The sequence below is a fragment of the Ignavibacteria bacterium genome, from assembly GCA_036262055.1.
Lineage (GTDB): Bacteria > Bacteroidota > Ignavibacteria > Tepidaquicellales > Tepidaquicellaceae > DATAJP01.
Genome location: DATAJP010000002.1, coordinates 577,923 through 590,319, shown reverse-complemented (window position 1 = coordinate 590,319; position 12,397 = coordinate 577,923). Strand labels below are relative to the sequence as shown.

10 protein-coding genes are annotated in these 12,397 nt (G+C 38.9%); 1 reads left to right on the top strand and 9 read right to left on the bottom strand.

What is annotated here, in order from left to right; all coding sequences use genetic code 11:
• Positions 1-34: 34 nt before the first annotated feature.
• Positions 35-1,714 carry a 2Fe-2S iron-sulfur cluster-binding protein gene (locus VHP32_04485; GenBank protein ID HEX2787141.1) on the bottom strand — a complete coding sequence of 560 codons (1,680 nt, stop codon included), beginning with the start codon at positions 1,712-1,714 and terminating at the stop codon, positions 35-37.
• A 294-nt stretch (positions 1,715-2,008) separates the two neighbouring features.
• Here VHP32_04485 and VHP32_04480 point away from each other — a divergent pair, with 294 nt between their 5' ends.
• Positions 2,009-3,403: a hypothetical protein gene (locus VHP32_04480; GenBank protein HEX2787140.1), complete on the top strand. Its 1,395-nt coding sequence runs from the start codon at positions 2,009-2,011 to the stop codon at positions 3,401-3,403.
• Positions 3,404-3,734: 331 nt separating this feature from the next.
• Here VHP32_04480 and VHP32_04475 read toward each other — a convergent pair whose 3' ends face one another.
• From VHP32_04475 to mce, 8 genes are all read right to left on the bottom strand, one after another.
• On the bottom strand, positions 3,735-5,489 hold the full coding sequence (locus VHP32_04475) for a T9SS type A sorting domain-containing protein (protein HEX2787139.1): 1,755 nt from the start codon (positions 5,487-5,489) through the stop codon (positions 3,735-3,737).
• Positions 5,490-5,886: 397 nt separating this feature from the next.
• A complete protein-coding gene (locus VHP32_04470; GenBank protein ID HEX2787138.1) occupies positions 5,887-7,629 on the bottom strand; it encodes a T9SS type A sorting domain-containing protein in 1,743 nt (580 codons plus the stop codon).
• Positions 7,630-7,757: 128 nt separating this feature from the next.
• Complete coding sequence (locus VHP32_04465; protein ID HEX2787137.1) at positions 7,758-7,958, bottom strand: hypothetical protein; 201 nt, start codon at positions 7,956-7,958, stop codon at positions 7,758-7,760.
• Complete coding sequence (locus VHP32_04460) at positions 7,948-8,454, bottom strand: hypothetical protein (GenBank protein HEX2787136.1); 507 nt, start codon at positions 8,452-8,454, stop codon at positions 7,948-7,950. Before VHP32_04460 ends, VHP32_04465 begins: the two co-directional genes overlap by 11 nt.
• Positions 8,447-9,259 carry a nitrilase-related carbon-nitrogen hydrolase gene (locus tag VHP32_04455; protein ID HEX2787135.1) on the bottom strand — a complete coding sequence of 271 codons (813 nt, stop codon included), beginning with the start codon at positions 9,257-9,259 and terminating at the stop codon, positions 8,447-8,449. Before VHP32_04455 ends, VHP32_04460 begins: the two co-directional genes overlap by 8 nt.
• Entirely contained in the window at positions 9,259-9,591 is a 333-nt protein-coding gene (locus VHP32_04450) for a VOC family protein (GenBank protein ID HEX2787134.1), read from the bottom strand. Before VHP32_04450 ends, VHP32_04455 begins: the two co-directional genes overlap by 1 nt.
• A 99-nt stretch (positions 9,592-9,690) precedes the next feature.
• Complete coding sequence (gene uvrC / locus VHP32_04445) at positions 9,691-11,631, bottom strand: excinuclease ABC subunit UvrC (GenBank protein ID HEX2787133.1); 1,941 nt, start codon at positions 11,629-11,631, stop codon at positions 9,691-9,693.
• 253 nt (positions 11,632-11,884) lie between these two features.
• A complete protein-coding gene (gene mce / locus VHP32_04440) occupies positions 11,885-12,370 on the bottom strand; it encodes a methylmalonyl-CoA epimerase (GenBank protein HEX2787132.1) in 486 nt (161 codons plus the stop codon).
• Between the last annotated feature and the right edge of the window lie 27 nt (positions 12,371-12,397).

Here is a 12,397-nt window from a genome sequence, read left to right as displayed (position 1 = left end):
CCTCGTTCAAATTATAAAATAAATCAACAACTCATTAACTCGCAACCGTTGTGTTCACCGCTGTCCCTACAACAATTCCTTGTTCGCCGACCGAATCATAATCATAACCTTCCATTCCCTTAGTCTTGTTCGCAAGCTCCATGAACACTTCTTCCGAATTATCGAAATCAAAATTATATCCGAGCACCTTCGCAATGTTCTTTATAACTTTCCATGCCGGACGCGAATTAAACTTCGTTCCGTGTGTCCATCTGTCATTCGGTGCGCCGAACTTATCCCATCTCGAAAGCTCAAAATCTCCCGGAAGTCTTTCCTGCTCAAGTGTTGCAACTGCAGGTCTTACTCTCTGAATCCTGCTCTGGAAATTCACAAACGTTCCGTTAACTTCCGCATATGTTGAGTCGGGAAATAAAACATTCGCCGCATCAGAATACTTATTTTTTGTTTCAAGATGCTGAACGCTTCCGTCAATCTTTTTTAAGAAATCATTATATCCCGGAATCCTTGTAATGTCATCATTCAATACATACAGCAATTTAAACTGTCCTGCAATCAAATCTGCAAGCTGATTATTGTTATATGCATTTATGCCAAGCAGCTTTAAACCGTTTGAGTTCGGTGTTTTGTCCGAACGTCTCAGCAAATCATCACCAAACGATTCATCTATGTTAGGTATGTAAAAAATATTATTCGAATTAAAAACTTCCGATGCAAGTTTCTTTAATGCGTAGTTGTCTTCAAGGGTTGAGAATGGCGAAGCAACAAAACAAATCTCGGATGCATTGTAGCTCTTTAATATATACGCTGCTTGTGAAATCGCTTCATCCCATCCTACTTCAACCGTCTCGCTGTTTCCACCCGATGATGCTTTTATTTTTGGCGAACCGATTCTTAAGTTTTCATCATTTACATATTTAATCGTATTCAAACGTCCCCAGTCACATAGCCAGTAATCATTCACTGCAAAATTTTCTCTCGGCTCTATTCTTAATATGTTATTGTTTCTCACACCCATTATCGAATTACATCCGCGCGCGCATCCCGGACAAATCGTATTCGTAAATGACATCTCCCATACACGCGACTTAAATCTGAAATCTCTCGAAGTCAATGCACCCACAGGACAAATTTCAATCACGTTCATTGAATATGGATTATCAAGCTCTTCACCAGGAAAAGTTTCAATCGTAACTTTTTCACCTCGCTGAACAAACGTAAGCTCAGAGTCTTTTGCAATCTCATCACAGAACCTTATGCACCTTGAACAGCTTATGCATCTCTCCGCATCAAACATTACATTAGGACCTAACTCAACTCTTTTATCTTTTTCATTTTTCTCTTCATCAAATCTTGAAATGCCGACTCCATATTTATAAGCATAATCCTGAAGCTTGCACTCTCCCGCCTCATCACAAATAGGGCAGTCAAGCGGATGATTAATCAACAAAAACTCCATAACTGCATTTTGCGCGTGAGTTGCTCGTTCATTTTGTGTATGAACAACCATTCCTTCAGCGCATGGTGTTGCGCAGGCAATTGAAAGTTTGGGAAATTTTTCGATTTCAACGAGGCAAATCCGGCAGTTTCCGGCAACCGAAAGACCCGGATGCCAGCAAAAATGTGGAATTTCTATGCCATTTTCACGGGCTGCCTGTATTATAGTCTGCCCGGGCTTAAATTCTATGAGCTGATTATCTATTGTAATTGAAGGCATAAATCTCTGAAATTTAGTATTCAACCTAAATTAAACAAATTATCATAATAAATGTATGTAAAAAAGCGTCTTTTTGAATAATTTTACACATTAAAATCTTATGAAAATAGCCCTTAATTAGTGCAAATTATATTCATATTTGAAGAAAATTAAAATCAAGCTAGTTCGTTTTCTCTATATATATTATATATAAAATAGTTACGAAAAGGTGTTAAAGTAATTTTTTATTGCTTTTTAATTTTAAATATTGTATATTTGAAAGATTAAAATTTTAAAAAAATCAAAAACAACAGTATGAAGAATATCTACAAAATAGTATTACTCTTCGCAGCTTTTTTAGTTGTAAGTAATGCTCAGGCTCAGTCTGTGTATGATAACTACAGAGATCCCGATTCAAAGGGAAGAAGGTTAGAAGTTTATGGTCAAAATCTTTTTGATTTGAACCACTTTCAGGATTTAAATGGTGATACAATCACCAGCATGAATTTAAATCTTCGCGCTGATTACAGACAGTGGAGATTTACTCAATCAATGTTAGTTGGCGGTTATGTGAACACAGGTGTTAACTATAATTCACATAAACACAACAGCGGTAACTCAATCGGAAGAACTGATTTCGATGCAGTAACCTACGGTGCTGCCTCTTATTATTTCTCACCTAATCAGTTTTATGTAACCGGTGCTTTAGGTTTAAGTTATGCTACTTTCTCACAAGATACAGGAACAACAACCACGGGCTCTATTTCACGTAATGAAGGTCCTGGATATTTGTGGGGAAACGTTGGTTATGGTAGAATTTATAACGCAGGAAGAATTAAAGACGCTATAAATATCGAAGACGCTATGAGACAGGGCGGTGTTATCACAGGAACCCTTCCTAACAGTGTTACGGTTGCAATCGCAAAGCTCGTTACTCAAAGAGATAACGGTGATTTCGATGCAGCTTCACATGATGACCAAGACATTCAGTTCTTTAATGCTTTACAATCATTATTACAAAGAGATGGCGTTGTCAGCGGTGATTTCACAATGGCACAAACCATCAGAATTTATGAAGCTCTTAACAATACAAGAGGAAGATATGTCAACTATCCAAGATACGTTGGATATCAATTCCAGGTACAAGCTCAATGGCAGTTATTCAACCAAACAAAGAATAAACCACACGACCATCATTTGGCTTTCGATGCAGTGTTCGGTAAAGCTTTATCAAACAATACATCTTTCTTGCTTTCAGGATTCTTCGGCATGGCTTTAGATTCATTAGCCAGCGGTTTAGCTCCGTCAGCAGGTTTCGGTGGTCCGGGTTCATTCCAGAACTATCTGCCTTTCATTCCTGACCTTAACAATCTTGACTTCTTCGTAAGATCAGACGGTACAGGTTTATACAAAATCGGTTATGTTGGATTCAAAGATAAATTCTTTGGCGCAAGAGCTGATATATTCCACTCAATCAATTCAAGAGCCGGTATCAGAGGTGCTATTGAGTTCTCAAGTTTGTCATTCAACCAATCGGGACTTGACCCAAGAACAACAATCGGTGCTGAAGCAAGACTTGATTATAACATCACACACTGGTTGCGTTCATACGTACAAGCAGGATTAAACAAAATCTCAGGTACAGGCGAAAGAGATTTAGAATACAATGCTGCTATCGGATTTGTATGGAGAGTCTTAGGTAATAACTAAGATTTGTAAAATTTAAATAAGTAGTTTAGTTTTTAAACTAAACCCCGTTTCTGAAAAAGAAACGGGGTTTTTTATTTCCACATTTTTTGCCTGTAAAGGTCACAAGGGAAATCCCTTGGGTCGAACAAACCTGTCTCTTAAAACAATAATTTTGACGCTCTAGCCTCAATCATAATGTCATCCTGAACGAAGTGAGGGATCCCATTCTCTTAGATAAAAAACAACTCTTCTCTTTACACAAAACAATACATAATACTTTCTTAAAAAAAGCCCGCGTTCGCGGGCTTCTCTTTATAAACATTACAACTTTATGAACTTTACAAACTCACTCTTACTTCACAAGCATCATCATTTTCGTCTGAATAAAATTCTCCGTTCTCAGCTGATAGAAATAAACTCCGCTTGCAAGTCCCGTTGCATTGAAATCCGCTTCATAACTGCCCGCACTTAAATTCTGGCTCACAATCGTTTTTATAAACCTTCCGAGATTATCATAAATATTTAACGTTACAAAAGATGTTTTGCTAACATCAAATTTTATTTTTGTCATCGGGTTAAACGGATTCGGATAGTTTTGCATTAAATTAAATCTGTCAGGAACATTAGATGAAATCTGTTTTATTCCTATCGGACCCAGTGTTCCGTCATATTTTACATTTTGTGCAAAAACCCCGCCATGTGTATTTCGCGAATCCTGCCATACACACATCGTCATTCCGGATGAGTTCATTACCGTATTTGCATACGACTTCAAACTATTAACTGTGCTGACACCGTTGTTTCCCCAGTTCTTAGAACCTGATTGCCCGACTCTGAACGCTCTATATTGGTCAAGCTGCGGACCTAATATTTCCGTCATGTAAGTAACAACAACATTTGTATCTTTTGCATGGCAGTCAATTTCGAAAATTCCAACCGTATCAAGGGTAGTATAAGCTAATCCGTTGTCTCCCCATTGCCTTACTCCTAAATTATTTATTCTTTGTCCGTAAACTGCCTGGTGGCTTTGAGTTGTCGGGGGGTCAAGTTCTGTCCAGAATGCATAAACATCATTTGTTACCGTGCTTACTGTTACCGCTGCCTGTATATGTCCTCTTGCTGTTGTTGTTGCAACAAGAGTTCCGTTGTTTGCAAACATCTGTGTTCCTCCGGAAGAATATCTCTGAATAGACGAGAAAAACGTTGAGCTTCCTGTATGGAAATATGATATTATGATTCCGTTCATTCCGTCGGGAATAACTTGCGGCACCATATATATCGGCAAAGTATTTCCTGTATTGGTATAAACAATCTTAGGAAGCTCTGCCCATAACGATGGCTGACCTGCTGAATTATACTTATTGCACATCAACGAAACATTATCGGGGATAAAGCTTCCGACAGTGTCTTTCGGTCCATATACCCAGCTTACAATATAGCTTCCGTTATCGGAGGGAACTACATTCGGATACTGGTACCTTTTGCCGTCAGGGGATTGAATATTAACCGGCGGATTATATTGCGGAACACCTGCGGAATTTAATCTCTGAACCTTTACCCATGTTGTCCTTGTCGGCGGATAAAAATACCACCAGACAAAAGCTGTGCTTCCGTCAGATAAAACCGCCGCCTTTGGCCACATTTGATATCTCGATGTTTCACTCGTAAGCGCAACACCGTCTGCTCCCCATAAAAATGTTCCTGTAGGGCTTATCTTATATGCATAAGGATTGACCGTAGTATCCGTGCCGGTTGAAGCGCGTTTATCCGAAAAAACAACAATTGCGTTTCCCGAAGCATCGGTTTTTAAGTCCCAGTCTCCAATCCATGAGTTTTGAGGTTTATCGCTTACAAGCAATCCGTTTTCACCGAATTGTTTAACTCCATTAACATCTAACCTTTGTATATATACTTTCAGCTCTCCGTCACCTCTGCCGTCAAACCATGCCATGTAACAACCGCCGTCTGATGCGAGAGAAATTTTAGGGTCAAGCTGAGCATTATCTACATCACAAATGGTGTTGTTGACAGCAGGGTTGTTAGACCACTGCGCAATCAAGGGGTAATTAAAAATAAGTAATGAAATAATCAGTATAATTTTTTTCATGATATTAAAATTTAATTATGGAATTTTGTGATATTGTAGGTAAGATAAATTATAATTTTCGTGAAGACAAGCATCATATTTTTCAATATGAAGTTTAACGGTGTCTTAATTTGGATTAAATTATCTCTATCATTATAAATTATGTCTGTGTCATTCTGAGCAAAGCGAAGGGGCACCCTCTGGGTCATCCCATTCTTTTTCACTAAGAAGATTTCAGTACTTATAAAAAATTCCCCTCTCGAGAGGGGTGGATTCGACGAAGTCGAAGACGGGGTGTGTTAAATTATTTTGCTTTATGAACAGAATAATATGTATATTTCCGGCATAAAACAAAAAAGCCCGCGGAAGCGGGCTTTTCCTTTATAAACTTTATGAACTTTACAACTTTATAAACCACTTACTTCACAAGCATCATCGACTTCGTCTTAACAAAATTCTCTGTTCTTAACTGATAAAAATAAACTCCCGATGATAAATCTTTCGCATCGAAAGTTACTTCATAACGACCTTGTGCATAAGCTCCATTCACAAGTTGCGATACAATCTTTCCGCTTGCATCATAAACTTCGATTCTCACATTTGACATTTGACCATTCACGTTTGACGGAACGTCAAACACTATTTTTGTGCTCGGATTAAACGGATTTGGATAATTTTGTTTAAGTTCAAATTTATCGGGAACTATATTTGAGTTTTGTTTTATGTCGTTTGGATATCCGAGAGCTCCGTTGATACTTATGTTTTGCACATAAATATCACTTGAACCGTTTCTGTCATCACCCCATCCCGTATAAACCATTCCTGTGGTTGTTCGGAATATCTGTGTGCTTGATTGTGTCTTTGAGCTTGGAGTCGTAGCGACATTCACGTTCCAGTGAATCGCTCCCGACGGTCCCGTTTTTAAAGCTTTTGTTTCATATGTTGCTCCTCCTGTCTGCTGTGTATAAACGCAAACAATGTTCGTGTCTTTTGCGCCTATCCAGATATATGTTGGTACAACTGAGGTCATTGGAAGAAAAACTTTTCCTTCATTTCCCCAGTTTCGGGTTCCGCTTACGCTGAATTTTTGTCCATAAATTCCTGATTGTGATTGATTGAAATTATTATCCCTCCAGAAACAATAAGTTTCTCCCGAAGAAGGCACATAAACCGAAAACGGCTGGTTTCTTAAGAATGCATCTGCGCCCACTACCCAGGCTCCATTAACGGGAAATTGTCTTGCACCTGCAGAGTTAAACCTCTGAACATATGGTGAGCCGTTAGTTGCGTTTCTATCGTCAATCCATGTATAAACTGCTCCGTTATTATAATCAGACGCAATCGGAGGATTATAAAATCCACTCACCCTTCCTAATGCATACACGGTGTCAGGCGTTGGATTCCAAACCGTAGTTCCTGTTGTGCTGAATTTTTGTGTATATATTCTGTAGTTTTGTGGATTAATAAATGAACCTGTATAACCTGAATACATTGTTATAATGCTTCCATTATCGGATGCAACATGTTTAGGCCAATCAACGTTTTCACTTCCTTGCAATGAAATTGCAATATTGTTTGCAGCCCACATCTTTGCTCCGGCTCTTGAAAGTTTTTGCATATGCGCCTTTCTCGGTGTTGAAGCAAAAACCCAGATGAAAACATAATTTCCGTCTGATGTCTGCACAACTCTTGGATTCGCCTGATAAACCGAATTATCCGCGGAAAGGTCAACGCCGTTTGCTCCCCACAGAAATGTTCCCGTCGGAGAAATTTTATATGCGAAAGGTGTTATCTGTGCGCCGTTTCTTGTGTCTGTAAAAGTTACAATTGCGTTGTTGCTGTCATCTGCAATCATATCATAATCAACAAGTGATGAAGACTGCGGGTTTGAGCTCACAAGTAATCCGTCTGCGGCAAATTGTTTTACGCCGAACGCATTAAATTTCTGAAGACGAACCGTATATCCGCTGCCCCGGTTATCAAACCAACTTACGTAACACCCACCGTCTGAAGTCAATGCAACTTTATTTAATACCTGGTCGCCGCTTCCTGAATAAACTTCTGTATTCTGCGCAGGATTCGATGACCATTGAGCATTTAACAGTGAGTAATTAATGACGAATAATGAAAAAAATGTTATGGTAAATAAGAACTTTTTCATTTTAAAAATTTATGTTATTTATTTTTTAAAGAAGTTAGGTTATTAAATGTATTAAATTCGGATTGTTAAATAAAGGTATGATAAAAGAAGTTAATCTGCTTCAAAAACGTCATTCTGCTTCAAGGAAGTTAAATTTTCCAGACACGCTTCCCGGGCGGCAAGTCACGTCCTGTCGATTGCAAAATTTGAAAAGTAATTTTCTGAAGCTTTAAAAAAGCATCAAACTTCTTTTCTATGGATTCATTAGCCCGCGACTTGTGAAACTCTTTTTTAGATTTAAAAATTTTATTTATCGCTTTAGAGTTCACGATTTTTTCATCAATTTGCATAATTTAATTTATCAAATTTATCTTTTAAATTATACTTATTAAGAATATTATCTAAAGTCGCTTTATCTATAGTTGCTTCATTCAAAAACCTTATAGCTCTTTCTCTGTCTTTGCCTCTGAATGTATCAATCATTATTGCTATGAGGTATTCAGGAGAAATAACAGAAATATCTTCTCCATCGAATTTTTTTATTGCTGCATTCTCAACTGCTTCCGCTGTTAATTCATTATACACGGGTAAAAATTGAACCGGGATTCCTTCAATCAGAATATGTTCCTTTTCAACCGGAAAGTTTTTTTCTTTTGCCCACGCGTATATTTCTTTCAGAGGGTTAAGACTTTTTGCATCTTCTGTTTTTATAATAACAAAAATATCTAAATCAAACGTTGCGATTGGTTCTATATAAAAAATACTTGCGAATGCTCCGCCCACAGCATATTTTTTTATGATATTTTTACTTATTAATTCCTCAATGTTTTTTATTGTCTTAATCAATCTTCACTCTCCTGTCTGCAAATAAATGATTATTCGGATTTATGTTTTTATCCAGCGCAAGCGAAGCGTCTATCTCGACAATCCTGCACTCCTCCGTATCCTTTCCTGCCTCCGCAAGATAATTTCCCTTCGGATCTAAAATCACGCTCTGCCCCGTGAAAGAAATATCCTTACCGCCGTTCACATCTGTCCCGATTCTGTTCGCTGTAATCGTGAACACATGATTCTCAAGCGCTCTCGTAAACATCGCTCTCTGGCAGTACGGCATAACAAGATTTGATGAATGACAAATTATCTGCGCCCCCCGTAAAGCCAGTGCCCGTGCGGTCTCGGGGAATATCCAGTCGAAACAAATCATCACTCCGATTTTTACTCTCCCGAAAGTCTCTTTCTGAATTTCAAAAACTCCCGGCACATCTCCCGGCTTGAACCATTTTTTTTCTTCATCGAACAAATGAATCTTCCTGTAAACTTCAAACTTCCCGTCGGGATAAATCACATAAGCGGAATTATAAAAATCTTTTTCATTCTCTGCATCACGCTCACAAAACCCCGCAACAAGAAAAGAATTTTTCTCTTTAGCGATTTTCAGCATCGCATCAAAAAACTTTCCCTGTCCCGCAACCTCCGACAAATTTTTTAATTCTTCAAAGCTTGAAAACAAATATCCCGAATTTGCAAGCTCAGGCAAAACAAGCAAATCAAAATCTTCTTCGGGAATCAGGTCCGAAATTCTTTTTATGTTATGTTCAACATTCCCGAACTCCGGCTTAAACTGCAAAAACCCTGCTTTCATTTTATTCATTATAATTCCGCTCCGTCCTGCCAGATATGAAAATTCATCCCAAAAGGGTCTGAAATCATCATATTATTATCGCTGTACTCCTGTGTCACCGTGCATCCGTTTGCCTCGAGCTCCTTGCGCGCCTTCTGAACATCATCGACCTTGAATTCAAAAAACACCGTTCCCGCCTTCCCGCCGTTTTCAAAAACAAAATTCATAATCCCTTTTTTCATATAAGTGTCGTTGCCCTTAATCTCCGTAATTTCCATTCCCAGAACTTCCTGATAAAACTTCATCGCCTTCTCATAGTCCTGCACCTGAATTGCAATGTAAGGTGAATATTCCGATTTCATTTTTTTTATGTTTTTATTTTTTTATACATATAATAAAATCCCCCTCTCGAGAGAGGTGGATCCCGATGTAATCGGGAGACGGGGTGTGTTAAAGATTTCTTACCCTTCCTCTTCTTCTTTCACCACCTGATTAAAATACTCCTTCAAATTCCCCGCGACTTTTTTCCCGGCAAATTTTTCAATTGTCTCATAATTATTTTCAATCACCTCTTTTATATTCTCCACCGACCCATATTCACTTAAAAGCTTCACCATCGTTTTCTTTCCGACTCCCTTTATGTCCTCAAGCTCTGATTTAAATAAATTTTTATCCCTCAGCGTTCTGTGATACGTAACCGCAAACCTGTGCGCTTCATCTCTCACTCTTTGCAGCATCTTCAATCCGCTTGATGTATGCGGAATCGACTGCGGATCAGAATGTCCCGGCAGATAAACTTCCTCCAGTCTCTTCGCCAGCCCGATTACGTTCAGCGTCTCCAAGCCAATGTCGCTCAAAACTTTCACCGCCGAGCTCAGCTGTCCCTTGCCGCCGTCAATAACAATTAAATCCGGCATCGAAGCAAACGAAACATCCTGCTGTTTTTCTTTTTCATCAGCAGGCACATCCATAATTTGGTATTCTTCTTCCGCATCTGTTTTCACATGACCGTCTTCAACAAATCTTCTGAACCTCCTGTGTATAACCTCCCGCATCGAAAGAAAATCATCGGGTCTGCCGACTTCGTTCAACGCAGTCTGAATTTTAAATTTCCTGTAATCCGATTTCTTCGGCTTGCCGTCAATGAAAACCACCATCGAAGCAACCGTATCCGTTCCCTGAATATGCGAAATGTCATAGCACTCAATTCTTCTCGGCAGCTTCGTCAAACGCAAATCCCTTTTCAGCGCTTCAATAGAATGCGGAATAAATTCCTTTTTCATCTTCGCAAGCTTTATTTCATCAAGCACATATTTAGCATTCGCCCGCACCATAGCCACCAGCTTGGCTTTCTCGCCAATCTTCGGAACAACAATTTCAACTTTACTATTCTTTCTTTCCTTCAGCCATTTTTCGATTACATCAATATCTTCAATCTCTTTTTCGAGATAAATTTCCTCAGGGACAAAATCTGATTTCTCATAATAGCTCGTTACAAGATTTTCAATCACTTCATCATCGGTTTTTCCTTCGACGTTGTCCAGTGCATAATGAGACTTCCCAATCACTTTTCCTTCGCGGATTTTCAGAATCATCCCGACCGCTTCCTTCTCCTCACGAGCAACAGCAAATATGTCTCGATCAATTACATCTTCATCGACCATCTTCTGCCGTGATGAATAAACCTCGAGCGCATTAATCGTATCTCTCAGCTTCGCCGCTTTCTCAAACTGCATATTGTTTGCATACGATTCCATTTCCGAGTTCAGCTCTTTAATCAAGCTCGTCGTCTTGCCATTTAATAATTTCGCAACCTGATTAATCATCTTGTTATAATCTTCTCTGCTCACATAACCAACACACGGCGCCTCGCACTTATGAATATGATAATCCAAGCACACTTTATATTTATTTGCAGTAATCGTTTCTTCTGTCAGATTAAAACTGCACGATCTAATCTGAAAAACATCTCTTATTGACTTCAACGCGCTTCGCATTGTCTTCACATCGGTATAAGGACCAAAATACCTCGACCCGTCCGAACGCTTTTGTCTCGTCGGAAAAACTCTCGGGAACGCTTCATTCGTTATCACAATATACGGATATGATTTATCATCTTTTAAGTTGACGTTATATCTCGGCTTAAATTTATTAATTAAATTTAACTCTAATATTAACGCCTCGACTTCATTGTCAGTCCTGATAATTTCCAGGTCAGCAATCTTATTAATCATCACGTCCAAACGTGTCTCATGCGGTCGCGACTGGAAATACTGACGCACACGGTTTCGCAAAATTTTTGCTTTGCCGATATACAACACCTTACCAGTCGAGTCTTTAAACTGGTAAATACCCGGCGACGCGGGCAGTGCATCAATTTTATTTTTTAAAACTTCTGACATTTTTTTAATACTTCAAAAAATTTTAAATCCAAAAATTCCCCTCTCGAGAGGGGTGTCGCGAAGCGACGGGGTGTGTTACGAATTTCCACCCTTATATTTTATTTTCCGTCCGCAGGAGTCTCCGCAGGGACTCCTGCGAACTATGAGAACAACATTTTTTAAAAACATATTCCCCCTTAATAAAGGGGACAAAGGGGGTTGTTTTTCTTTTTTTCCAACCTCATAACAACACAATATCTTTTTTTTCTCTGACTTACTTTTTTTTGTGCTGGGTCAACTCTATCAACACATTATTGGTGGATTTCGGATGAAAAAAAGCAATCAGCATATCATCGGCTCCCGTCGTAGGAACCTCATTTATAAGCTCTATTCCGCTTTTTTTTGCTTCGGATAGGGATTTTACGATGTCCTCCACCTCAAACGAACTATGGTGAATTCCTTCGCCCTTCTTCTCTATAAATTTATATATCGGGGAATCCTCAGATGTTCCCTCAAGCAGTTCGATGTCAATATTTTCAAGATGAAATTTCTGTACGTTCACTTTTTGCTCCGCTACAAATTCAATCTCTGACGGTTTCACTCCGAAAATTTTTTCGAACTTCGGCACCGATTCCTTCAACGACCTCACCGCTATTCCCAAATGCGCAATCTTCATAATTATAAACTGTAGTCGTGTGTCATCCTGAACGAAGTGAAGGATCCCCTTACTTTCAACTAATGGGATTCTTCGTCGTTTCACTCCTCAGAATGACACAAGTTTAAAAAT

Excerpts from the sequence above, each read along its gene's own strand:
- VHP32_04450 (HEX2787134.1), bottom strand. The coding sequence starts at position 9,591 with ATGAAATCGGAATATTCACCTTACATTGCAATTCAGGTGCAGGACTAT.
- VHP32_04455 (HEX2787135.1), bottom strand. The coding sequence starts at position 9,259 with ATGAATAAAATGAAAGCAGGGTTTTTGCAGTTTAAGCCGGAGTTCGGG.
- VHP32_04480 (HEX2787140.1), top strand. The coding sequence starts at position 2,009 with ATGAAGAATATCTACAAAATAGTATTACTCTTCGCAGCTTTTTTAGTT.
- uvrC (HEX2787133.1), bottom strand. The coding sequence starts at position 11,631 with ATGTCAGAAGTTTTAAAAAATAAAATTGATGCACTGCCCGCGTCGCCG.
- VHP32_04485 (HEX2787141.1), bottom strand. The coding sequence starts at position 1,714 with ATGCCTTCAATTACAATAGATAATCAGCTCATAGAATTTAAGCCCGGG.
- VHP32_04470 (HEX2787138.1), bottom strand. The coding sequence starts at position 7,629 with ATGAAAAAGTTCTTATTTACCATAACATTTTTTTCATTATTCGTCATT.
- VHP32_04475 (HEX2787139.1), bottom strand. The coding sequence starts at position 5,489 with ATGAAAAAAATTATACTGATTATTTCATTACTTATTTTTAATTACCCC.
- VHP32_04465 (HEX2787137.1), bottom strand. The coding sequence starts at position 7,958 with ATGCAAATTGATGAAAAAATCGTGAACTCTAAAGCGATAAATAAAATT.